This is a genomic window from Acinetobacter sp. 24-47-62 (assembly GCF_056779765.1).
This window is the reverse complement of the sequence record NZ_JBWYIN010000002.1, coordinates 65,971-90,168: the sequence shown is the minus strand read 5'-3', so window position 1 is coordinate 90,168 and position 24,198 is coordinate 65,971. Positions and strand designations below refer to the sequence as shown.

General features: G+C 38.4%; 25 protein-coding genes. 11 read left to right on the top strand and 14 right to left on the bottom strand.

Annotated elements, in window-relative coordinates:
• Window positions 1-12 precede the first annotated feature (12 nt).
• Window positions 13-597 carry a YqiA/YcfP family alpha/beta fold hydrolase gene (locus AC1M87_RS01955; protein WP_481592801.1) on the bottom strand — a complete coding sequence of 195 codons (585 nt, stop codon included), beginning with the start codon at window positions 595-597 and terminating at the stop codon, window positions 13-15.
• A 248-nt stretch (window positions 598-845) separates the two neighbouring features.
• On the opposite strand from AC1M87_RS01955, the gene AC1M87_RS01950 reads away from it, so the two are divergent.
• Window positions 846-2,177, top strand: coding sequence for a PGAP1-like alpha/beta domain-containing protein (locus AC1M87_RS01950; protein ID WP_481592800.1), 1,332 nt, complete (start codon window positions 846-848; stop codon window positions 2,175-2,177).
• A 43-nt stretch (window positions 2,178-2,220) separates the two neighbouring features.
• Here AC1M87_RS01950 and AC1M87_RS01945 read toward each other — a convergent pair whose 3' ends face one another.
• On the bottom strand, window positions 2,221-2,721 hold the full coding sequence (locus AC1M87_RS01945; protein WP_481592799.1) for a disulfide bond formation protein B: 501 nt from the start codon (window positions 2,719-2,721) through the stop codon (window positions 2,221-2,223).
• An 18-nt stretch (window positions 2,722-2,739) separates the two neighbouring features.
• A complete protein-coding gene (gshA, locus tag AC1M87_RS01940; protein WP_481592798.1) occupies window positions 2,740-4,317 on the bottom strand; it encodes a glutamate--cysteine ligase in 1,578 nt (525 codons plus the stop codon).
• A gap of 212 nt (window positions 4,318-4,529) precedes the next feature.
• Here gshA and AC1M87_RS01935 point away from each other — a divergent pair, with 212 nt between their 5' ends.
• Genes AC1M87_RS01935 through AC1M87_RS01925 form a run of 3 tightly spaced genes read left to right on the top strand, consistent with a single transcriptional unit; the run spans window position 4,530 to window position 7,004 of the window.
• Window positions 4,530-5,069 carry a DUF924 family protein gene (locus tag AC1M87_RS01935; protein WP_035264779.1) on the top strand — a complete coding sequence of 180 codons (540 nt, stop codon included), beginning with the start codon at window positions 4,530-4,532 and terminating at the stop codon, window positions 5,067-5,069.
• Between the two features lie 35 nt (window positions 5,070-5,104).
• Complete coding sequence (locus tag AC1M87_RS01930; protein ID WP_481592797.1) at window positions 5,105-5,659, top strand: CC0125/CC1285 family lipoprotein; 555 nt, start codon at window positions 5,105-5,107, stop codon at window positions 5,657-5,659.
• Window positions 5,660-5,696: 37 nt separating this feature from the next.
• Window positions 5,697-7,004 (top strand): DUF445 domain-containing protein, encoded by a 1,308-nt coding sequence (locus tag AC1M87_RS01925; RefSeq protein ID WP_481591972.1) that lies wholly within the window; start codon window positions 5,697-5,699, stop codon window positions 7,002-7,004.
• Between the two features lie 187 nt (window positions 7,005-7,191).
• Here the strand turns inward: AC1M87_RS01925 and thrH are convergent, their stop codons facing one another.
• Genes thrH through AC1M87_RS01910 form a run of 3 tightly spaced genes read right to left on the bottom strand, consistent with a single transcriptional unit; the run spans window position 7,192 to window position 9,219 of the window.
• On the bottom strand, window positions 7,192-7,824 hold the full coding sequence (gene thrH, locus AC1M87_RS01920; RefSeq protein ID WP_092766549.1) for a bifunctional phosphoserine phosphatase/homoserine phosphotransferase ThrH: 633 nt from the start codon (window positions 7,822-7,824) through the stop codon (window positions 7,192-7,194).
• A gap of 12 nt (window positions 7,825-7,836) precedes the next feature.
• Window positions 7,837-8,445, bottom strand: coding sequence for a LysE family translocator (locus AC1M87_RS01915; RefSeq protein WP_035264787.1), 609 nt, complete (start codon window positions 8,443-8,445; stop codon window positions 7,837-7,839).
• Window positions 8,446-8,448: 3 nt separating this feature from the next.
• Window positions 8,449-9,219, bottom strand: coding sequence for a 2OG-Fe dioxygenase family protein (locus AC1M87_RS01910; protein WP_481592796.1), 771 nt, complete (start codon window positions 9,217-9,219; stop codon window positions 8,449-8,451).
• Window positions 9,220-9,316: 97 nt separating this feature from the next.
• Between AC1M87_RS01910 and AC1M87_RS01905 the strand changes: the two genes are divergently transcribed.
• From AC1M87_RS01905 to AC1M87_RS01895, 3 genes are all read left to right on the top strand, one after another.
• Window positions 9,317-10,189: a LysR family transcriptional regulator gene (locus AC1M87_RS01905; protein ID WP_481592795.1), complete on the top strand. Its 873-nt coding sequence runs from the start codon at window positions 9,317-9,319 to the stop codon at window positions 10,187-10,189.
• A gap of 155 nt (window positions 10,190-10,344) precedes the next feature.
• A complete protein-coding gene (locus tag AC1M87_RS01900) occupies window positions 10,345-11,508 on the top strand; it encodes a methionine aminotransferase (RefSeq protein WP_481592794.1) in 1,164 nt (387 codons plus the stop codon).
• A 104-nt stretch (window positions 11,509-11,612) separates the two neighbouring features.
• Window positions 11,613-12,980, top strand: coding sequence for an MATE family efflux transporter (locus AC1M87_RS01895; protein ID WP_092766554.1), 1,368 nt, complete (start codon window positions 11,613-11,615; stop codon window positions 12,978-12,980).
• Window positions 12,981-13,031: 51 nt separating this feature from the next.
• Here AC1M87_RS01895 and AC1M87_RS01890 read toward each other — a convergent pair whose 3' ends face one another.
• A complete protein-coding gene (locus tag AC1M87_RS01890; protein WP_035264797.1) occupies window positions 13,032-13,877 on the bottom strand; it encodes an SDR family NAD(P)-dependent oxidoreductase in 846 nt (281 codons plus the stop codon).
• Between the two features lie 198 nt (window positions 13,878-14,075).
• Between AC1M87_RS01890 and AC1M87_RS01885 the strand changes: the two genes are divergently transcribed.
• From AC1M87_RS01885 to phoR, 3 genes are all read left to right on the top strand, one after another.
• Window positions 14,076-14,762 carry a TetR/AcrR family transcriptional regulator gene (locus AC1M87_RS01885; RefSeq protein WP_035264798.1) on the top strand — a complete coding sequence of 229 codons (687 nt, stop codon included), beginning with the start codon at window positions 14,076-14,078 and terminating at the stop codon, window positions 14,760-14,762.
• Window positions 14,763-14,990: 228 nt separating this feature from the next.
• Entirely contained in the window at window positions 14,991-15,701 is a 711-nt protein-coding gene (phoB, locus tag AC1M87_RS01880; RefSeq protein WP_035264799.1) for a phosphate regulon transcriptional regulator PhoB, read from the top strand.
• A 10-nt stretch (window positions 15,702-15,711) separates the two neighbouring features.
• Complete coding sequence (gene phoR, locus AC1M87_RS01875; protein WP_035264800.1) at window positions 15,712-17,073, top strand: phosphate regulon sensor histidine kinase PhoR; 1,362 nt, start codon at window positions 15,712-15,714, stop codon at window positions 17,071-17,073.
• A gap of 41 nt (window positions 17,074-17,114) precedes the next feature.
• On the opposite strand, the gene asd is transcribed toward phoR, so the two are convergent.
• The 5 genes from asd to AC1M87_RS01850 all read right to left on the bottom strand — a co-directional run bounded on the left by asd (window position 17,115) and on the right by AC1M87_RS01850 (window position 22,393).
• The gene (asd, locus tag AC1M87_RS01870; RefSeq protein ID WP_035264801.1) at window positions 17,115-17,963 is read right to left on the bottom strand and encodes an archaetidylserine decarboxylase; all 849 of its coding nucleotides are present in this window, start codon (window positions 17,961-17,963) and stop codon (window positions 17,115-17,117) included.
• Window positions 17,960-18,808 carry a sulfurtransferase gene (locus AC1M87_RS01865; protein WP_180028378.1) on the bottom strand — a complete coding sequence of 283 codons (849 nt, stop codon included), beginning with the start codon at window positions 18,806-18,808 and terminating at the stop codon, window positions 17,960-17,962. The genes asd and AC1M87_RS01865 overlap by 4 nt, the downstream gene beginning before the upstream one ends.
• 111 nt (window positions 18,809-18,919) lie before the next feature.
• Window positions 18,920-20,122 (bottom strand): nicotinate phosphoribosyltransferase, encoded by a 1,203-nt coding sequence (pncB, locus tag AC1M87_RS01860; RefSeq protein WP_035264803.1) that lies wholly within the window; start codon window positions 20,120-20,122, stop codon window positions 18,920-18,922.
• A 113-nt stretch (window positions 20,123-20,235) separates the two neighbouring features.
• On the bottom strand, window positions 20,236-20,685 hold the full coding sequence (locus tag AC1M87_RS01855) for an ankyrin repeat domain-containing protein (protein WP_481592881.1): 450 nt from the start codon (window positions 20,683-20,685) through the stop codon (window positions 20,236-20,238).
• Window positions 20,686-20,878: 193 nt separating this feature from the next.
• Window positions 20,879-22,393 (bottom strand): catalase, encoded by a 1,515-nt coding sequence (locus tag AC1M87_RS01850; RefSeq protein ID WP_481592793.1) that lies wholly within the window; start codon window positions 22,391-22,393, stop codon window positions 20,879-20,881.
• A 233-nt stretch (window positions 22,394-22,626) separates the two neighbouring features.
• On the opposite strand from AC1M87_RS01850, the gene dtd reads away from it, so the two are divergent.
• A complete protein-coding gene (gene dtd, locus AC1M87_RS01845) occupies window positions 22,627-23,067 on the top strand; it encodes a D-aminoacyl-tRNA deacylase (RefSeq protein ID WP_481592792.1) in 441 nt (146 codons plus the stop codon).
• 92 nt (window positions 23,068-23,159) lie between these two features.
• On the opposite strand, the gene AC1M87_RS01840 is transcribed toward dtd, so the two are convergent.
• Both AC1M87_RS01840 and aciT read right to left on the bottom strand, forming a co-directional pair.
• Complete coding sequence (locus tag AC1M87_RS01840) at window positions 23,160-23,639, bottom strand: SCP-2 sterol transfer family protein (RefSeq protein WP_481592791.1); 480 nt, start codon at window positions 23,637-23,639, stop codon at window positions 23,160-23,162.
• A 190-nt stretch (window positions 23,640-23,829) separates the two neighbouring features.
• A complete protein-coding gene (gene aciT / locus AC1M87_RS01835) occupies window positions 23,830-24,144 on the bottom strand; it encodes a ciprofloxacin tolerance protein AciT (protein ID WP_481592790.1) in 315 nt (104 codons plus the stop codon).
• Window positions 24,145-24,198 lie beyond the last annotated feature (54 nt).

Sequence of the window (24,198 nt, the reverse complement as noted above, 5' to 3'; positions counted from 1 at the left end):
TAAATTGTTTCCTTATTTTAAGCTGTCAGCTAAAAACTGATATACCAAGGGTATTTTATCCGCGAAATCATCCATCGCGTGATTGCCATATGTTTCTGTAATGAGGAACGCTTGATGACCATCGCAATTATAATAACGTTCCGCTTCACGATAATCCAAAACTTCATCACCTTGTTGTAACAAGACCAAGATTTTGTCTGCATCTTGCACAAACGGAACTGCCATATGCTCCAATTGATCAAGCTGAGCTTCATCTAACGACCAATTCGCAGTGACTGGATAAGGAAACTGCACCGTTGAAAACAAGTTTCTAAATAATTTCCATGGTTGCATAGCGGGATTAATCAGTACAGCTGCGACTCCATGTTTTGCGGCAAGCTGCGTCGCATAAAATCCACCTAAACTGCTCCCAATCAAAACCACATTTGACATAGACTCGATGAGTGTCGAAATCGAAGTAATGACCTGATCAGGCGGCATATTTAAATCGGGCAAATGCACCTGTATATGCTCATGTCTTTCAAAATACTGACGAATCAGTTGCCCTTTAATCGAAAAAGGACTACTTTGAAATCCATGTAGATAGATAATATTCATGAACTGATTAATTGCATTTTCCTCAAAATTGTTCTAATTTTTATTGTGAATCATATCACATATTTGTTTCTCTTTTGTACGATAACAAATATTGTCAGACAAAAAAATTAGAGCCGATCTGAAATCAAAGTTATCTTAAAAATTGTTCGGGATGAACAACATAAGATAAATACAAGGAATTTTATACAGTGATCATTGCTAAAAATAAAGTGTCTTTAGATGATCATGCACTATCAGGATAAGACTAGATGCCGAGTTTAACGCCACTACATGAAACCTATTGTAAATGGGATCGATCTCCTCCGAGTCAGGCCGATGTGCTTGAAGGTTTGGCACAACTGGTCAGCACTCCAATCAACCATGCTGTTCAAAATCTCATTCAATCGCTTCAACGTGAAGTGCTCTTAACCGTATTTGGTTTAAGTAAAAAAACATCAAAAGAATTTCAAAAGAAAACCTACGTTCGAAAGTTATATCAATTTTCATATGACACGCTTCTAAATTACGGAAATTATTTGGTCGCACCAGCCCTGCGCAAAATCATTGATCAATTTCCGAAACTCCATGATAAGCCCCTCACGCCAAAAATGATTTTTTTGGTCAGTGCTCTTAATGGTGTGATTGGCGACTATTTACTCAAAAATCAAAATCCGTTGGCGATTACCAGTAATCTGTATGATCACTATGGAGAGTTACAACAGGGTGACCTGTCAGGTCGTGTCGTGATCTTTTGCCATGGTCTGTGCATGAATCATCTTGATTGGACGAATCGCAACTATGGCGGTATTGGTGAAAAACTGCTTGCACAACGCGACAACAACACCATGCTTTATTTGCATTACAACACTGGTCGCAGAATTTCAGCGAATGGTCGTTCGTTGGCCAATATGCTTGAAGACTTGGTAAAGCACAATCCACGTATCACCAGCCTTGATTTAATCGGTCACAGTATGGGTGGTTTGGTTTCTCGGAGTGCTTTGTTTTATGGTAAACAAAATCTCCATCAATGGTTTCACATGGCAGAGAATTTGGTCTGCTTAGGTTCTCCACATCATGGTGCGGTTCTAGAACGTATTGGCTTTGCCGTTCAAGAAAAAATTGGACACTTTCCCATCATCAAGTTAGCCAGCCACATTGTGAATATTCGCAGTGATGGTATTTTGGATTTACGCCATGGTAGTGTCCGTGATGATGACTGGGAACACAATCACGCTCGTATTGGCATGATGGATGATAATCGTAAACCTGCACCGCTGCCTTCACATATCAATACATTCCTAGTAGCTGGAACAATTGAGTTTGAAAATCGTAAAAATCGCACACTCAAAGTCATTGGCGATTACTTAGTGAGTGTGCAAAGTGCTTTGGGTGAGCATCCAAATCCGCGATTCCAACTGAAATTGCCAGAATCACATAAAGCGGTGTTCTACGGGCTCAATCATATGGAAATTCAATACCATTCCAGTGTTGCTGAGCAAATCGTTAAATGGTTCTATCCACATCACGATGAATTAGCTGAAGAGCAAATCCGTAAATATTTAATCAAATTAGAAAGCATGGAAGGAATCGTAGAAACCTGACCATCTTCAATAAAAAAGCCAACTATTAGTTGGCTTTTTTATTTTAAGCAGGATACTTTCTGAATAACTGCCAAATCGAGATGATCAGCAAAATACTAAAAAATACCAAAGACCATACAGGTAAAGACTGACCTAGGAAAGTCCAGTCTACCACCGCACATTCCCCTGATCCTGACAGCACTTGTTGAAGCACTGTTTTAAGCGGCAAAGCATCTACCAAATAATCTAAACCAGGACCACAACTTGGCACTTTATCTGGAGGTAAACTCTGCAGCCAGACATGACGTGCAGCAACACCCGCTGACCATAAAATCGATAATGTCCCTAGGAAAGCATATACTCGTTTTAAACCATTACGGACGGGATTGTGTAGAAACGCAATAAAAGAAATCAGCCCCAATCCGATCAGACCTAACCGTTGAAATACACACAATGGACAAGGTTCAAGACCTTGGACATGTTCGAGATACAACGCGAAGGCCATTCCAATCACGCTGGCTATAAACAACAGGCCACTCACCATGCGGTAATTTTGCCACTGCATATACTTTCCTCAATATTTTTATCGATATGCTTTTAGATATTCTTTAAAGCTTAAACTAGACTCTGCTTCCAACTGTTGTTGCTGCTCAAGTGATTGCACTGTAAGTTGTTCAAAATAGGTGATTTTATCCTGAGATAACACATAATTTTGATAATGATTAGCATGTTGATGCGCGAGCACACTACCTAAGCTCCAAGTACCACTATGTTTTACTGTATCTTCTACTATTTTCGCAGAGAAGGTTTCATCCACTTCATCTACTCGTGATTGCATAATTTGCATTGCATCAGAATACAACGAGGTCGAGTGAGCTTGATCTAACTTTTCTGCTAAAGGCTGCATCTGTTTGAGATATTGATTTGCCCATGTCTCAATTTCAATTGATTGACCATTTTCAACAATGGCAGCATTTGGCGCACGTCCACGATTCACAACTTCTTGCTGGTTTTGTTCAATCACTTCAAGTTCATCATCTAGCAGCTCAGGACTGTCTTTTAATAAACAATAAAGCGCTAATACCTCTAAGAAGCCTGCAGTATCTTCATTGATACCAATAGGGCTGTATGGATTCACATCTACTGCGCGCAATTCTACATACCCTACACCACGGTTTGCTAATGCATCAGATGGTGTTTCACCAGACTGTGGTACTTGTTTAGGGCGTACAAGACTGTAGTACTCATTTTCAATTTGCAGTACGTGATCATTAATTTGGATCGGTTCGCCCGCTTCGTCATCTAATCCCAAACGACTGAAAGCAGCATAAGACGTTTTCACCGCCTTTTGTAAGCCTGCTAAATATCCTTTCAAATCATTGTAATGAATACCTAACTCTTTCTGCGCCGAGTTTTGATATCCAAAGCGCCCCATACGCAATGCAGTGGCATATGGCAAATACAATGTTCCCTTAATTAAAGGCAATAAATGATGTTCACGACCCGTCATAAAACAACGACAGACTGATGGGCTTGCACCTATCAGGAACATAACCAATGGGGTTAAACGAATGAAATTTCGAATTAAAGCGAAATATCGATGGCTGCGATAATCCTGCAAACTGAGCTGTTTTAAAGCTTCATCTTGCTCGTTTGCTTGCAACTGCTCAAACAACGCATCAGGGAATGAAACATTGTAATGTACACCTGAAATCGTCTGCATACGACGACCATAACGTACACCTAAACCACGGCGGTATAAAGTTTTGAATTTACCGATATTGGATGAGCCATATTGCGCAAGACGAATGCTTTCTTCTTCATCATCCAACATACATGGCATCGACATTGGCCATAGCTTTTCACCATCTTCTAGGTGTCGATGGGTGAAAGCATGAATATCTTCTAAGTAGCTTAATGCTTCAGAAATTGAAGATTGAGGAGGCGTAATAAACTCAAGTAAGGCTTCAGAATAATCTGTCGTAATATGAGGATGAGTTAACGCAGAGCCTAAACCCTTAGGATGATCTTTCTGGGAGATAAAGCCATCACTTTGCATCCTTAGGCTTTCGCGCTCAATGCCTCGTAACATACCTTTAAACACCGTCGAATCCACCCAATTTGGTAAAATTGTTTCAGAGAGCGCTTCGGGTTGACTCATTACTTACTCGCTTATCTAGAAGAACGACTGAGATAAAAAATTATTGATTTATATCAAGTATACCGTGATTTATATTCCCAAATGCAGTTTGCATATACATTTCAGTTGGATAAACCTTTTATTTTGGCAAATTTTTAACACAATCTTAGTCTTTAAGACATCTGAAATTTGTGATTTTATTGCAGAATAAATGCTAACAAACTGTAAAGAATATGAATTATCACAACGTTATAGATTTTTGGTTCAGTGCTGAAACTCAACCACATTGGTTTGCGAAAAGCGATGCTTTCGATCAACTTATTCAAGCGCAATTTGGTCACACCATCCAACAAGCTGCCGCAGGCGAACTATGGACATGGCGGGAAACTGCTTTAGGACGCTTAGCAGAAATCATTGTCTTGGATCAATTTTCTCGTAATGTTTATCGTGGCAAAGCTGAATCTTTTGCCCAAGATCCATTAGCACTTGGGCTAGCTCAAGAAGCGGTTCGTCTTGGTTTAGATCTCGAACTGGAACCTGAACAACGTAGCTTCTTATATATGCCTTTCATGCATAGCGAATCAAAAATCATTCACACTCAAGCGCTTCGTTTGTTTGAGGCATTAGGCAACCCTGTAAATTTAGACTTTGAGAAAAAGCATCAAGTCATCATTGAACGTTTCGGCCGCTATCCTCATCGTAATGAAATTTTAAATCGTCTCTCTACGCCTGAGGAAATAGAATTCTTAAAACAGCCAAACAGTAGCTTCTAAATTGATATTGACACAACAGACTTCAGGAGAGCGAAATGAAAAACTTATGCATGATTTTGGGATTATCTGGCATGCTCCTGCTGTCTGGTTGTGCCACGACGCCAAGTAAACCGCGTACATTTGATCAGCTTGGGCAATTCGCAACTATTCCCTTGAACCAATCAACGTATCGTATTAGTTTTCAAGGCTCATCTAACATGAGCTATGGTACAGCTGAAGAAATAACCTTACTTAAAGCTGCACAAACAACAGTCAAACAGGGCTTTCATTTTTTTAAAGTCCAAGATGATCCAAGCAATCGCACACAACAACCACCTCGTCAAGCTGTGGTTTATTCCAATCCTTACCCGTATGGTTATGGATATCGTAGACATCCTATGTTCTTTGATCCTTTTTATGATGTGCCACAGGTGGTCAGTTTAGAGCCAGTTCAAGTAGCCTATACCATCACCTGTTTTAAAGATCAAAAAACAGCACCTCAAGATGCTTTTGATGCACGTTTAATTTTACAGGCCTTAGGGTCTAAATATGGTTTAAGTGCTACAGGCGACATACTGCCTGTACAAACACAGCCTTCTCAATCACAATAAAATAATATTAATACAACAGCTTACATAGGAATTATGCATGAGTGTATCACCAACAATGACTACCCCTAGTCTGGATCGAAGCAAACGGTTTGCCATGATCGCACTGGTTGTCGCTGTATTGGCTTGGATATCGCTCATGGTGGCTGCCAAAATTTTTCCAGAATATGTTTGGCTTATTCATATTTTAATGTTGTCTGCTGAAGCAGGTGTGGTTGGTGGTTTAGCAGATTGGTATGCCATTACGGTTTTGTTTCGGAACCCATTCGGCCGTATCCCTATTCCTAAGTTTTTAAAAGATCACACCGAAATTATTCCACGTAACAAAGCGCGTATTGCAGAATCCATGGGACGTTTTGTTCAAGAAAACTTCCTATCGCCACAGATTGTGGCAAAAAGCTTGAGTCAAACAGATGTGAGTTTGGCAGTAGGACAATGGCTAGCCAATCCAGATAACAATCGTCAAGTGACTCAAGTGATTCAACAGACAGTGCCTAAAGTTTTTGAGTTTGTTGGACAAGAACAAGTCGGTAGGTTTATTCAAACTAACAGTGTGCAATGGGTAAAGAACACTCAAATCAATACCCTGGCCAGTGAAATGATTCGTGCCGTATTAGAAAATGACTTCCACCAAGATGTTTTACAACGTGGTCTCGATGTTGCGCACGGTTGGGTGACTTCACATCCTGAACAAACTCGGGAGCTAACCCGCACCCTATTTAAAGAACTCGGAGTGTGGCGTTTAGCCAAAGGCGCAAGTTGGATCGGTATCGATGTTCAACAAAGAACGATTGACTCTTTAATAGAGCGTGTCGAGTCAATGTTGGCAGATCCAGAGCATCCATGGCGTCAAAAAATTGAGAGTATTGCACAGCATTTAATGACTGAACTCGCAAATCCTGAAAGTCAGGCGAGTCTTAAATTAAATGAAACTAAAAATGCATTGTTAGATAGTCCTCAAGTTTTAAATTTTATTACTGGTGCTGTCGTCATTCTGTGCAATGCCATTCGTGAAGATTTGGAGAAAGCAGATTCAGGTATAGCTGAAAATTTACGTGTTGCGATTCAACAAGTCGGTCAAAACATCATTTCCAATCCTGCATTACGCCAATTATTAAATGAAAAAATGAGTTCAATGGCAGTCAATCTCAGTGATCAATACAGCGAAAAAGTCATTTTATTTATCAGTGAACGCATTCACGAATGGGACTCACGAGAAATGATCGATAAAATTGAAAATGAAGTCGGTGGTGACTTACATATGATTCGCGTCAACGGTGTTGTCGTTGGTGCATTTATCGGTTTAGTGTTAGGGATCATCCGAGCAGCAGTTGAATTTTTGATTTAACTTAGAAATGAAATTTAAATTTGGTCGCTGACTAAAATTGAATTCATTGTGAATTGACGTCATCAAAAAGCCCATTTCTGCATGAATGGGCTGTATTTATTATTCTTAATCCATTTAAAGAACTAAGCTATCACTAGAGTCATTCCTATCTACTTCATCTTATATAAACCATAATAATATTATAAGGTTACATAATTTTTTTACGATTTAAATGTGAAATAATATCTTGATAAGAGTCTACTTTACAAAAATAAGCTGGGGAGTTCTTTCTCACGTCTTCTGAGGGTTGAAATAAAAAACCATAATCAACTAAATGCAACATCGAAAAATCATTGAATGCATCACCGATCGCAATACTATTGGTCATTGAAACGTTTTCTTTTTGGAACTTTACAATAATTTCATGTTTCCCTTTATCTCGTGTATACAGAACATTTTCTATAAATCCATCTGGTCCAATTTCTAAGTGATGACAATATGTATTTTTAACAGGAAGATTTAATTTTTCAAAAAAGGGAAATAAAAACTCATAAAAGCAATCTGAAATAATGTTAACTTCAAAATTTTCAGCCTTTTGCAAATATTCTAAAAACTCCTTAGCATCTGGAATGACATCCAGTTCTTTAATGTCATCGATTAATTGTTTTAAAGGAATTTTATTTTCTTTCAGTAAATTAATTCTAAATTCCATCAGAGACTTATAGTCTGCGACTTCTCGAGTTGTAATCGCCAACTCTGGGATATTGTATACATTTGAAAAGTGTTTCCATATTTCAGGGACAAGAACACCTTCCATATCGATAAAAGCCATCTTTTTCATATTGCTACCCTATTATTGAAATTTAGCAAACAGAAGTGCTATCCCTAGCAGACATAATACAGTTCCAATCACTCTGTTAATCTGTACTTGCTTAGCTAACATTTTCTGTCTTAAAACAATCGATGAAAAAAGCAAAGCCACCAATCCAAACCATAAAAAATGAGCAAAAGACATAAATAGCCCATAACCGACCAGAATCGCTTTCGGCGTACTCACACTGATGATCTGAGTGTATGTACTAATCACAAATAAAGTCGTTTTAGGATTAAGTGCATTGGTGAAAAAGCCATATTTCACTGCTTGAAAAGGATTAATTGCAGCAGTTGATGACGTCTCGACAACCGGACTTTGTACAAAAGTTTTATAACCGATATAGATGAGATAGATGGCTCCAATATACTTCACAATATTTAGAATTTGAGGTGTATACGCCATGACAAATGCGACAGCAATGAGCGTATAAGTCACATGAATCAACACACCTAAAGAAATTCCCAGTGAAGTGAGAACACCTATCCTTCTACCATATAAGTAACTGTTTTTTGTCACGATAGCGAAATCAGCACCAGGACTCACAACAGCGAGTATGGTGATGAGAATAACTGCTATAAACTCACCCATTCATTATGCCTTTTTAAACGTGATCACTAATACATCTCTTAATCCAATATCACCCAACGTAAAATCATTGACTTTGATTTCCGTTACGCTGTGATAGACCTGATGATCATCCACAAGTGCGATATCTAAAAAATTTTCAAGCATAAATTCTGCTTTCAAATTCTTATTTAAGTCATAAATTCGGGTCATTCCACCCTGAACATTTTGACGGTTGATCATGGCCATTAAAACGAAATCCACCCCATCGCGATGTATCCCCTCAGGGGTTGGCTTACCACTATCGTTAAATTTTGCTTCAATGCGAAATTGATGCGCTTCGATAAACCAATTTTCAGTTTCAATTTCTGAAAAGGTGAGATATGCGAATTGTAGTAAATTTCTAAAAATTGGATTTTCAATTGTATTTTTATCAATCTCTGAAAAATATCTCGCAATTCCACCATTCAAAGTGTTGTATTCAATCGTCTGAAAATGAGGAATATAAGAATTTTTCAGTAAAATTTTATGCTTATCATTAATAGTAAAAGTTGCATGTTTTCTTGTTCGATATTTACCTTTATCCGACATAAATTGATCTAAATCTAGAGCGTTCCAACTGTCTATAAAATCACTGACATCTTGCTCATTAACATCGTGAAAATTATTATTTTTCTGTATTTCTTGGAATGTATTTAAATCAATAAATGCATAACCCTTGTTGATTATCTCTTTTGAATATGTGTATTCATCGAGATGCTGCTTGTTAAATGGACTGAATTTTAATATATTTTCCATTGTATTAGCTTTATTTTGCTTTTGGTAATCTTCATTTTGAACAAAAGTTAAAAAAATAAAATCAATAAAATCGACTAAAAATACATGAGTTTTTGGAATGGTAGAAAAAATATCTTTGAATTCACTGAAGTTTTTTTATTTTGTCGCTAAATACAGCAGTGTCACGATTGCAGCAAAGAAATTATTTGTTACGCAAAGTGCCGTCAGTAAGCAAATTTACAATCTCGAAGAAATATTAAATATCACATTATTTGAACGACGAAATAAAACCTTGATACTCACCAAAGAAGGAGAAACTCTTTTTCATTGCGCTCAGAATATTTTCAATCAATTGGATGATTGTTTAATTGGACTAACTCAAAATAAAACTGAAAACAAACAATTGGTACTGTCCTGTGAACCAACCATTTCGATGAAGTGGTTAATTCCACGACTTGTTGAATTTAAAAAACTTGGACATGATTTTGAAGTGGTTTTGCTCACAGGTGGTGGTGTAGTCGACTTTGAAAAAGATAATATCGATATCGCAATACGAAGAAATGATTTTGAATGGGGATCGCATCTGTTTAGTGAGAAAATTGGCGATGAATATATTGTGGCAGTCCAAGCATCTCACCACCCTAAAACCAAAGAATTGTTAATTTCTAAATCACGCCCTTATTTTTCAAAAAAATTACACCAATTGGATGAACTCAAAGATATTCTGAAGAAACATTCCAAAATAGAATTAGAGCATTTTTACTTATGCTTAGAAGGCTGCTTGGCTGGCTTAGGAAAGACGATCATTTCTATCTACATGATTGAAAAAGAATTAGAGCTCAAGTCTGTAAAAAAAATAACACCAATTCTTCAGGATGGTTCTGCCTATTATCTACTGTCCCATACTAGATTTATTGAAGATCCTCGGAAGATTATTTTTTTAAATTGGTTAAAAAATGAAATGAAGCAAAGTCAGATCAATCATTTTTAACATGAGATCACATAGATCATCTAAGGTTTTAAACTTAATTGAAGATCATTAGAATCTTATGAAAATTAAAACGAATATGTCGCAGATATTTGTATTTAGTGCAGGCATTTCAACTGCTAAACTACGAAGAAACGGGCTAAATATTACTATCCAGCATGATTAAAATTGAATCTAAATTACCAGACTTAGGTGTCACTATTTTTAGCGTGATGTCAGCACTCGCCCAAAAGTTGAACGCGTTAAATCTTTCTCAAGGTTTTCCTGATTTTCCACCTCCTCCTGAATTAATTGCAGCTTTAGCTCAAGCCACACAACAAGGCTATAACCAATATCCACCTGGTGACGGTCTGCTGAGTTTAAGACAAAAAATTGCAGCCCAATTCTGCCAACGAGACCAAGTCCATTTAGACCCGATCAGCGAAATTACCATTACACCTGGTGCAACGACTGCAATTTTGTGTGCGATTCAAGCTGTTGTAAATGCTGGAGATGAAGTAATTATTTTCGATCCTGCTTATGACAGTTATGCACCTGCAGTGAAACTCGCTGGGGCGCAAGCGATCCATATCAACTTGGTACATCCAGACTTCCATGTTGACTGGAATGTGGTGAAAGATCGAATAAATGAACGAACGCGATTAATCATTGTAAATACACCACATAATCCCTCAGGTGCAATTTGGTCCAAGCAAGATTGGCAACAACTGATCGAGTTGATTCAGGATAAAAACATTTGTGTACTTTCTGACGAGGTCTATGAACATTTAGTGTTTGATGGTCAACAACATTATTCTGCGCTTAGTTTTCCTGAACTTCGAGATCGTAGTTTTGTGATTGGTTCATTCGGAAAAACGTTTCATGTTACTGGTTGGAAAACTGGATATTGCGTTGCACCTCAGGCACTGATGAAAGTATTTCGTCAAATTTATCAATTTGCCAATTTCTGTGGTGTCCATCCGATTCAAGTCGCGCTTAATCAATTCATCGAACAACATCCTGAACATATTTTAGATCTCCCCAATTTTTATCAAGCTAAACGTGACTTATTCATCCATGGAATTCAACATTCAAAATTTCAATATCTGCCGTCACCAGGAACTTATTTTCAAAACTTAGATTTCAGTACACTAAGACCTGAGCTCACAGATATAGAAATGTGCCAATATCTTGCAGAACAACACAAACTGGTAGCGATTCCTATATCAGTGTTTTATCAACAGCCACCTCAAGATCTGAAGCTCGTTCGGGTCTGTTTTGCAAAACGAGAGGAAACCTTGCATCTTGCAGGAGAAATTTTAACGAAGGTTCAATCACAATAACGAAAAGAGACGAGACGGATTACTTTATTACTAAAGCAATTTGAATGATAAGGTGTTAAGGTCAATCCGTTGATATAGAAAACAATAATGGATAAGACTTATATATGGCGAGAACCTTACGGCCGATTGATGAACCTGGTTTCTGGAAAGTTTTTTTAGTTTTTTTAGTTCCGCTGATTGCAACCAATATCCTGCAAAATTTATCAGGCACAATTAATACGATCTTCGTCGGGCAAATGATGGGCGTCCAAGCAATTGCTGCTGTTTCCGTCTTCTTCCCTATTTTGTTCTGTCTCTTGGCTTTCGTAATTGGGCTTTCGGCTGGCTCGACGGTATTGGTTGGTCAAGCGTGGGGAGCACAAAATTTAGAAAAAGTAAGAGCGGTTGTCGGCTCTACTATTTTTATGACATTGATCGGCGGGACGATTATTGCCATTTTAGGTGTTCTATCTGCACGCCACATTCTTGAGGCCTTGGGCACAGACCCAAGTGTCATGCATTTATCTTTGCCTTATGTTCAATGGATGTTAGCAGGTAGCCCACTCCTTTTTATTTATATTATTTATACCTCTATCTTACGTGGTGTCGGTGATAGCATTACACCTCTCATCGCTTTGGGAATGACCAGTTTAATTGGGCTCTTTATTACCCCTGTTCTCATCGCTGGATATTTTGGATTTCCTCAATTGGGTATCATTGCACCTGCCATCGCCACGATTGTGGGTTATCTGGCCGTGCTTATTTTTCTGTACGTTTATTTAAATAAAAAAAATCATCCATTACGTCCAGATTTAGCAATGTGTAAACATGTACGCCACAATCCTGAACTAAGCAAAATTATTCTCAGGCTTGGCGTTCCTACTGGCATTCAAATGGTCACGACTTCTGTGGCAGGTTTAGTCATTGTCGGCTTGGTCAATCGCTATGGTTCAGAAGCAACAGCTGCTTATGGCGCAGTCAATCAGGTTTTGAACTATATCCAATTCCCTGCTCTGTCTATCGCAATTGCCGCTTCTATTTTTGGGGCTCAAGCGATTGGTGCAGGTAAAGCGGATTCTTTATCACGTGTAACTAAAACAGCACTGGGCATGAATTTTGTCTTTACAGGCGGGCTCGTAATCTTGGCTTATTTGTTCTCAAAATATCTCATGGCATTATTTATTACAGATGAAAAAGTCGTGATACTCGGGCAACAATTATTGTTTATTGTGCTGTGGTCAATTTTATTTTTTGGCGCGAGTGCTATTTTCGCCTCAATTATGCGTGCAAGTGGCACTGTGACTATGCCAATGATCATCAATATTGTAGCCATACTCTGTATAGAACTCCCAGCAGCTTATCTATTTAGCGCATGGTGGGGGCTGGCGGGAATCTGGTACGCTTATGCTTTGGCCTTCGTTTGCTTATGTGTGATGCAAGGTTTGTATTATCAATTTGTTTGGAAAAAGAAAACTGTTCAAGTACTGATTTAAATTAGAAATCAAGAAAATAAAAAACCCGCATGACGCGGGTTTTTTTAACAATTATTTAGAATCGAAACGTTTACTCATTTTAGTCGCAAATGCAGTCACTTTTTGATAGCCCGTTGGCATCACACGTTGCATTAAATCAATCACTTTCGCATCGTTACCAATCAGTAAACGACGGCGATCTTTTTGCACTGCTTCTAGAATTTGACGCGCTGCTTCTTCAGGTGGACAACGTAATAATTTATCAAATGTCTGTGCAGATTTCTGTGGATTCATGCCCAAAGATTTTAAACTGTCATTCATTTTTGCAGCTTTCGCAATATTGGTACGAATGCCGCCTGGATGTACGCAAAGCGCGCTCACACCCACATTTTCAATATCTAGCTCTTGACGAAGAGATTCAGTGAAACCACGTACAGCAAATTTAGTTGCATTATAAGCAGACTGAGTTGGTTGCGCAGTTAAACCGAATAGACTTGAAATGTTGATAATGTGTCCATCACCTGTTTTCTTAATATATGGTAAGAATTCTTTGGTGCCGTACACAACACCCCAGAAGTTAATATTAACAATCCATTCCAACTCTTCGTATGTTGCACCTTCAACGGTCGAACCTAATGCCACCCCAGCATTGTTGAAAATCATGTTCACTGAACCATGATTCTGTACAGTTTCAGCCGCCCATGCTTTAACTTCGTCACGATTCGCAACATCTACTTTCTTGGTTGTGACTCGTACATTTGCATTCTTCGTCAGTTCAACTGTTTCTGCTAAGCCCTTTTCATTTACGTCACTTAAAGACAAATGACAACCTTGCTTAGCCAGTAACACCGCAAGTTGTTGACCAATACCAGAACCTGCACCTGTGATTGCAGCCACTTTGTTTTTAAAATTTTTCATTGTGAATCCTTTTTTTGATTTTTATGCACCACAGCGTTGATCTGGGTCATTCATGTTCACTATAATTTTGACAATTATTATTGTCAATGTAACTATCGACCATTTTTATTGTTACTATAGGCCAATTTAGTATCTTTAGCTGATCAGTACTCTATACTGACCGCAGCATAACACTTTTATAAAAAGACTCGAATTGCTATGAACCCAGAGAACCTCACTCCATCAGAACACGAGCAAGCGATTGAAAAGCCTCCCGCAAAAGAGCGTCAATTTAAAGGGATGTCCTTAACTGAACGCAAACAAGCACGCCGTGAGAAACTTATTGAAGCGGGTATTGAAGCATATGGAACTCATGGTTTTTTCTCAGTAACCGTTAAAGATATTTGCACACAAGCGAAATTAACTGAACGTTACTTTTATGAATCTTTTAAGAAAAGTGAAAACTTATTCCAAACGATCTTTTTAGAACTGATTGAGAAGCTTCAACAAACATTAATGCAAGCTATTATGAAAGCCTCTCCTGAGCCTCTAAACATGATTGATGCAGGTCTAAATGCGTTCTTTAGTTTTTTAGAAGATGATCCGCGTACCGCTCGGATTATTTATATTGATGCAATGCTCGTCCAAGAACTTCATAATCATGCAACCATTCAAGAAACAATGGGCCGTTTCGACCGAATGATTCATGCCTTTGTCACATTAATGATGCCACATACCCATCTCACTGAAAAAGAGATCTCCTTGATTGCAACTGGTCTAAATGGCTATGTCACTCAAGTTGCTGTTCGCTGGGTAGTAGGTGGTTTTAAACTTCCACGTGCTGAGGTCGTTCAGGCATGTAAAACCGTTTTTCTCGCCCTATTGAATGATCTAATGAAAAAGTAGCATCAAATTAAGATGAAGAAATTGTGACAAATCGTAAGTAAATTTAAGATATTGATTTAATTTCAAATTAATAAATATCAATGAGCCAAAATATCAGCCTAATTGTCACAAAACATTGCTATATTTAACTTCGATTTCCATCTTGCAATGATACTGTCATAATTAATCTTTGTAATAAGCCTGTCATAAATATAAAACGGTTCACCGTTCATCATAGGATATTGCGTTGTGAAAGATGACTACATTTTAATTGTCGACGACGAGCTCCCAATTCGGGAAATGATCCATACTTCTTTAGATATGGCAGGCTTTCAATGCTTGGAAGCAGAAGATGCGAAACAAGCACATCAAATGATTGTTGATCAACGTCCAGCGCTTATCCTACTCGACTGGATGTTACCGGGTGGCGTGAGTGGCGTAGATTTGTGTCGTCGCCTTAAGCGTGATGAAACACTTTCCGAAATTCCAGTCATTATGTTGACTGCGCGTGGCGAAGAAGACCATAAAGTTCAAGGTCTTGATGCTGGAGCAGATGACTATATGACGAAACCATTTTCAACACGTGAGTTGGTATCCCGTATTAAAGCGGTGTTAAGACGTGCAAATGCGTTAAATGGCGAAAAAACCATTGATGCAAATGGCTTAATTCTTGACCCAGTAAGCCAACGTGTCAGCTATAATCAAAATATTCTTGATATGGGGCCAACAGAATATCGTCTATTGGCATTCTTTATGACTCATCCAGAACGTGCCTATACCCGTGCTCAATTACTTGATCAGGTATGGGGTGGAAATGTGTATATTGAAGACAGAACCATCGACGTCCATATCCGTCGCTTACGTAAGGTGCTCGAACCTTATGGTGCAGACCGTTATGTTCAAACTGTGCGTGGTACTGGCTATCGTTTTTCAACACGAGCTGATGTTGCTTTAGGTTAATTTAGATTTTATGTACGAACCCTACCCCGTCCCAGAATTGGCACGTGAACATCAAAAGTTTCTATATAGCAGTTTATGGACTTTTGCCAAGCAAGACTTACGTTTACTGGTATTTCTACTGATTATTGCGGGCTGTATCGGGTTAGGGATTGGCTATCTTTGGATATGCTTAGGCATTGCCTGTCTCATATTTTTTGGTATCCAATTACGCTCATTATATTTAGTCAATGATTGGATTTCGAATCGTCCTTACGATGTACCACCAAATTTAAATGGAATCTGGGGGGCATTACTGTTCAATGTATATCGGGCTCAACGCCAAGAACGTATTGTTCAGTCTGAAATGGTTGGACTGATCGATCGAACTCAATCTTCTCTCGTGGCTTTATCAGAAGCGATTATTCTTACGGATGATTCCCATCAAATCGAATGGTGGAATCCTGCTGCGGAAAAGTTATTTGGCATTCAAGCTGTTGATCGTGGCCGCAACCTGCTCACGATTATTCGCCAGCCAGATTTTATTGAATATTTTCATAATACCCATCAAGCACCAGATGGTGTAAAAATTAAATTGGTGAACCATGATAATAAGTACGCGCAAATCAAACTGACTCGCTTTGGCAATGAAAGTCGCCTCTTAGTTGCGCACGACATTACGCGTATGAAAAATCTCGAGCAAATGCGTTCAGATTTTGTTGACAATATTTCACATGAATTAAGAACACCACTCACAGTGTTAAGTGGGTATATCGAAACATTCACAGATCAAGAAGATATCAATCCGCGTTGGAAACGTGCCTTTGAACAAATGCAATCGCAAACTAAACGCATGAATGCATTGGTCAATGATCTTTTGCTTTTGTCTCGTTTAGAAAATGAAAAACAAATTGCGAAAAATCAAATTATCGAAATGCCAAGTTTAATGAACCATCTGTTTGATGATGCGCAAGCTTACAATATTGATTATGGTCATACACTTAACCTTGATATAGACAGCCACTGTGACTTAATTGGTTCAGATATGGAATTGGCGAGTGCATTTAGCAACTTAATTACCAATGCCATAAAGTACACCCCGAAAGGTGGCACCATCACCATCGGCTGGCATGATGATGGAGAACGTGGCTATTTTTCTGTTCAGGATACTGGTATTGGAATTGATCCAAAACACTTACCGCGTTTAACTGAGCGTTTTTATCGTGTGGATAGTGCACGCAGTCGTCAAACAGGTGGTACTGGTTTAGGCCTTGCCATCGTTAAGCACGTACTTATGCAACATGGCGCACATATTGAAATCGAGTCGAAAGAAAACGAAGGCTCTACATTTATTGCCGTGTTTCCCAAAGAACGCTTGTATAAAATGCACGAATAAAAAAAAGCGCCTTAGGCGCTTTTCTTATTCAAAAGATATACTCAAATAAGATGACCCAACGCTTCACCCATTACTACAGTTGAGTTCGCCTTAAATGCTTGGTCCCATTGCATTTTATCTTTCTCAAACAAAACTACAGCCGTTGAACCCAAATAAAAACGTCCGAGCTCATCACCTTTTTCAAGTTTCATCGCATGATGGTTCAGCTCTAAGCGACCTGTTGGTTTTACTTTACCTGTCGCAACAGTTTCAATTCCAGCAACAATCATTGCGCCAACTAAAACAACAGCCATACGACCAATATCAGTATCGAATAAACATACCATTCGTTCATTACGTGCAAACAAACCCGGAATATTTTCAGCTGTAGTTTGGTTGACTGAAAATAATTCACCTGGAATATATAAAGTTTCAGTCAATGTACCAGAATAAGGCATATGCACACGATGATAATCACGCGGTGATAAGTACACTGTTGCAAATTCACCATTTTTGAATGGTGCTGCCAATTGAGGATCACCAATTAACTTTTCAACTGAAAAGCTTTGACCTTTTGCCTGAAAAATATCGCCCTCATTGATTTTACCTAATTGTGAAATTGCACCGTCTGCAGGTGACACGACACTTTTAGGATTAGGATCAATTGAACGAACGCCTGTTTTCAAAGAGCGAGTGAAAAACTCATTAAAGGATTTAAATTTCAAGGCATTTTGTTGCTCAGCAATTGACATATCAATGCCATATTTTGCTTTAAATGCTTGAATGACAACATTCTTTAATACTGGGTTTTCACTAGCTGCGACTTTACCCACCAAACGGCTGAGTTTTTGTTGCGGGACGATTTGCTGCGCTTGAATAAATAGTTTCTTTTTTAAATTTGTCAGACTCACTCAGGTGACTCTCCAGTAATGATTGGACTGTCGAGGCGGTTGCCCCACTCGCTCCACGCACCATCATAAGCTTGGATATCCCAACCCAGTAATCGACCAATAATGTAAGCTAAACCTGAACGGTGATGAGACTGACAATATACGACGACTGGCTGATCAAATTGAAAGCCCAATTGTTCTAAACGTTGTTGCGTGCGTTCTAAGGGGTGCAATTTTAAATGATTTTGACGATTAAGTGCAGTACTCCACTCAAAATGTCTAGCCGTTGGAATATGTCCACCACGACGTGCCGCGAGACGTTGCCCGGTATACTCCTCAGCCGTTCGGCAGTCCCATACTTGGCAAGTTTTATTTTCAATTTTTTTTATTAAAGTTGAATAATCAATACGGTGTTGATCAACATTGGATGTCTTAACTTGAAAAAGACATGTGACTGGCTGAACCTCTTCAACTTCTGAAGACGTAGGATAGTTGGCGCCTAACCATGCATGAATACCACCATTTAATAAACTGGTGTTATAAAAACCCATACAGTGTAGATTCCAGATCAATCGACCAGCCCATGCCCCACCTTCATCATCATAGACCACGACATGATGCTCAGGTGATATGTTTAATATCTGGACTAGCTGCTGAAGCCCTTCATCATCAGGCAATAAACCCGTAGTTTGTTCCTCTTGGCGCACTAAAAATTTTGGCTTCAGATGTATAGCATGCGGAATATGTAATTGCTCATAGACCGAACTTCGGGTCAAATCAACAATACGTAACTTTTCACTTCCTAAATGAGGAACAAGTTGTTCTGCTTCAATGAGCAGACCGAAATCAAAAGCGTTAGTGGTCATATTTATTGAATAGTTCTATTGGCCTTGTTCAAATCTTAGCACAAGACTTTTTCAAAATTATTCTGATTTTTTGCATGGTATTAGCAAAAAATCAGAAAAGGGAAATTATGATTAAGGAGACTCAACATCAAATACCTGACGCAAATATGCGAGGAAGGTATCATTATCAGTCATCGTTTTTCCTGGACTATCAGAGAGTTTAGCTACCGATTGACCATTGCATTCGACTAACTTTAAAACAATATTCAAAGCAGTTTGTCCCATATCATTGGTGAGGTTAGTACCAATCCCGAAACTGACTTGGAAACGATCTTTAAAATATTGATGCAAATCCCATGCCTTCTCTAAGTTTAGACCATCACTGAAAGTGAGCATTTTAGTTTTGCTGTCAATTTTTAATTTTTTATAATGTGCGTAGGCTTTATCGCCCCACTCATATGGATCACCACTGTCATGTCGTAGACCATCAAACAATTTGGCAAAATACAAATCAAAGTCTCTTAGGAATGCATCCATACCAACAACATCTGTCAGTGCAATGCCTAAATCTCCGCGATATTCCTGCACCCAAGTTTCAAGTGCAGCTTTTTGGAAATCACGTAAGCGAACATCAAGTGCTTGGAAAGCTTGTAAAAATTCATGCGCCATCGTACCAATGGGTGTAATACCCAACTGCTTTGCCAATAAAACATTACTTGTGCCACGAAAAATATGTGGTGCAGCCTTATTAAACTCTTCCACCACATGTTTCTGCCAGTCAAAACTATAGCGACGGCGTGTTCCAAAATCGGAAACAAGGAATGGTGGATCATTGGGTTGTTGACTACTTTCATAGTGTTTCAACAATTCAATTTTAGCTTTAAGACGGCGCTCTCCTTCTGCCAATACCTGCTCATCGCGAATACGACGAAAATAGAGTTCATTGACGATTGCAAGCACAAAAATTTCAAACATCATTGCTTGAACCATAGGTCCTTCGATACGAATATCTAAACGACCTTGATCATCGATACTGGCTTTAATAAAGCGGCGCTTAAGTTGGAATAATTCTAAATAGTCTACAAAATCACTTTTAATAAAGCGTAAACTTCTTAAATATTGTAATTCATCTTCTTTAAATTTGAGCTGACACAGTAAATCTAACTGTTCGTTCAGTTCCTCTAATATATCCACGAGTGGATAGGCTGTATCTTCAAGGTTACGACAACGAAATTGATAGACACTATCCGTTTGAGGAAATTGATGTAATACCACTTGTAGCATCGTGAATTTATACAAGTCAGTATCAAGTAAGGATTGAATAATGGCAGACATATTATTTTTCAGTTTTTAGCAACTTATTGCATTAAAGCACATTTTGTTGCGATTCATAGCTCGTTTTAGTAATTGTCGAAGATTATTCGACTAATTACTAAAACTTAAACTGATTATTCTTTTGCATTGTCTTGACTATATGACTCAGTCAAAGCTTTCAATGCTTTATCTTGCCCAATAACTTTTGCGAATTCTTCTGTGGTCTTGTGTCCTGTCTGTTTTGCTTGAGCATCACAATCGACCTGGCGTAATTGTTTGGCAATTGACCATTCAAGCTTAAAGATAGCACCCATCAAAGCTGTATTACCCTTATTATCACGAGCACAGCGGTCTGCGCCGTTTTCCAATAGAGTCGTTACAATATCTTGATGACCATAGTAGGTCGCCATCATTAATGGTGTAAAACCAGCATGGTTTTTAATATTGACTGGAAAACCATGTTTCAAAAATTCATGAATAACTTCTTTGTTTCCTGTTTTCGCTGCTGCAAAAAATAAGTCAATCACTTCTTTCTGATCTGATTGTTGTGAGCTACTGACAGACGTCGTTTGAGCGTGAAGCATTACTGAACTTAAACTCAGTAAAGCGATTAATAAACTATATACAATATTTTTCATTCTTCCCTCACCTGAGTTTAAATTCGATAACGAATGCCTGTAAAACTCCCCTAGGGTTGCAGGAAAGGAATTGAGTTTTACAGGACTTTTTTGAGGTGACACCTTAGACCCTAATCACCAATCCAAGGACTAATCTTGATTAGTCTTTTAAAGCTGCCGCTTTCGCTTTAACAGTCGCTAAGTTACCGTTTACAGCTTTAGTCATACGTGTGCCGTAATCCGCATCTGCTTTATAGAAATAAGACAACATGATGTGTTTAGTTTCTGAATCTTTTACGTTACCAAGATCAGCTGCTAAGTTCATAATGAGGTCAGATTTCTCTTTAGCAGAGTATGAACGGTATAAATCACCCGCTTGCTTAAAGTTTTGCTCCTTCACACCACGTTGCTGAACCGTACCAGAAAGTGGAGTTTCAACAGCACGAGCTTTCGCTGTAGATGGTTTTGGCTCCATACGGCTTGGTTCATAGTTCACGTTAGATGAAGTTGCACCAACATTCATATAACCATCTTGGTTATTGTTGTTCACATTTACCAATGGGCGGTTTACTGGAATTTGCTGGTGATTTGCACCCAAACGGTACATTTGTGTATCAGAGTAAGAGAAGATACGACCTTGAAGTAAGCGGTCTTCTGATGGCTCGATACCTGGTACTAAATTACCTGGTGCTAAAGCAACTTGTTCCGTTTCTTGGAAGAAATTCTTCGGCATACGATTTAATGTCAAAGTACCCACTTTTGTTTCTGGTACTAAATCAGTAGGCCAGATTTTAGTTGGATCAAGTGGATCGAAATCGAAGCTATTCAAATCTTTAGGATCCAACACTTGGATATAAAGATCCCATTTCGGGAAATTGCCCGCATTGATGTTCTTATAAAGATCATTCGTTAAGTGGTTGAAGTCTTTACCTTGTAATTCAGCAGCTTCTTTAACGTTTAGACCTTTAACACCTTGCTTAGAACGGAAGTTAAATTTAACGTATTTATATTCGCCTTTGTCGTTGTACAATTTAAATGCATGTACACCGAAACCGTCTTGTTCACGGTAGCTCGTAGGAACACCTTGGTTACCATATACATAAGTCAACATATTTGTTGCCCATGGCTGGCTAGACAAGAAGTCAAATACGCGATTAGCGTCTTGAACGTTGTCAATTGGGCTTGGTTTCATTGCGTGGATGAAGTCTGGGAACTTGATCGCATCACGAATGAAGAATACAGGCGTTTGGTTACCAACTAAATCCCAGTTACCTTCTTGAGTATAAAACTTAATTGCGAAGCCATGTGGGTCACGTAAAGTTTCTGGAGAATGCTTACCATGAATTACTGTAGAGAAGCGTAAGAATACTGGAGTTTTCGTACCTGCTTTGAAAAGTGAAGCAATAGTAAGATCTGATAAATCTTTAGTTGCAACGAATTCACCATAAGCTCCCGTACCACGTGCGTGTACAACACGCTCGGGGATACGCTCACGACCGAAACGTTGAAGTTTTTGAATCAACTGTACATCTTGTAATAATACAGAACCATTTGGACCTGCAGTGATTGAGTTTTGGTTATCACCCACTGGTGCGCCGTTATCTTTTGTTAATGGTGCAGCTGATGCTGCTGTCGCAGTTGCAAGCATTGCAACCAACATTGAACGCTTAAACATCGTTTTCTCTCTCAAATTTACCTTTCCTGCACGCGTAAATTACCTTCTTTAACAAAATTGGTAAAAAGGTTAATTTTTATTATTTCAATCGCTTTATTAGATTAAAAGTATATACTCCGATTAATTATTTTTTTATCAATGACTTATTAGGATAGATGACGACTTTATCCCTTTTCTTTTTTCCAATTTGATACAATTCATTTGAATTAAAAAACATCAAACTTGGTTGAATTATGCGTGCTTTACTCCAACGCGTCCTTGAAGCGAAAGTCGTTGTGGATGGTGAGATTACTGGTCAAATCGAAAAAGGGATTTTAGTTTTTATTGGTATTGGCAAAGAAGATAACTTTGAAAAAGGTAAGAAGCTCATCGATAAGATTTTAAAATACCGTTTTTTTGATGATGACCAAGGAAAAATGGGTTGGAATCTTAGCCAAGTCGGAGGCGGATTATTATTAGTCTCGCAATTTACCCTGATGGCACAAACCCAAAAAGGTTTGCGTCCTGACTTCGGCCCTGCAATGCCGCCTCTCGAAGCAAAAGAACTGTATGAACAGTTAGTTGAATACGCAAAATCTCAGTTTGAACATGTACAAACCGGAATCTTTGCAGCGGATATGAAAGTGCATCTCATCAATGATGGTCCGGTAACCTTCAATCTTGAAGTTGAATGACTAGAAAAGCCCTCTGATGAGGGCTTTTTTTCTTGCATTTCAATACTCATCTCTAGAATCAAAACGAGAAAAGTCCGTATTTAGGTGCTGTATTACTTACCTGTCTTTTCTTTAATAAATTGACGAGCAAATTGTATTTTTTCTTTTACAGGTTTAGGAATTTTTGGTGGAATTAATTTAGCGACTTGGTTAAACCATACCAATAAGCTGAAATCACCTTCCATTTTAATACTGCCATTTTGCATACCCGTCATGAATGCAGTTGGATCACCTTTCAACAGGGTTTTAACACCTTGCTCGCTATCAGCAAACTGAAGTACGAAATCTGCTTTCTCTGCATCACCTGAAACAGAATCAATCTGACCATTGTTGACTAAAATCTGACGTGCAACACCTAGATCTGTACCTATTTGAATACGGAACTGACGATCATGAATTAACTCAATAAATTTTGGACTCGTACGTGACAATTGTTTCATACGCAACGCCAAACCTAACACCAAAAGGTCTAGTGGATCTGTGCTTGCATCAACGATAGGTAATTTCACAACAGGTATTGAAGATAGTTTCATGACAATTTAAGTCCGTTTTTTTAATATCAAAAATAATTGATTCATCCTAGCATATCTTATAAGTAAGGAAATGCAGCTTTGTTTAACAAAACGTATAGGCAAAAAAAAGGTATATCATTTTGATACACCTTTAAATATAAAATTGTTACCACGCAGTTTTGGTCTACATATCATTTGTCATGAGTAGGATTTAATCGTCCTCATATACAGGAGTATGTTCAATATAACGACGATTTTCTAAAGCCTTTTGCGCACGACTATCTTCGCGAAGTAAGAAAGCCGTTAAAGCCACCATGGCTAAGCTAATCGCTGTTAAATAACTATATGCCAAAGACATGTCAAAGACGTGTTGGACACTATAACGAATACCTTCAAGTAAACCCCAGAAGACCATACCCGCCAACATAAACCCTAGCCAATGACGATAAGGTGAAAAGAATACGGCCGCCAATGCTAGAGCGATCAGAGCAAATCCGAGTATCGTTGCAAAAGTTAAAGTGACCATAAAAATCTCCGTCAAAATTTAGATGTTTCAAATACTGCCTAATGGTGTTTCACA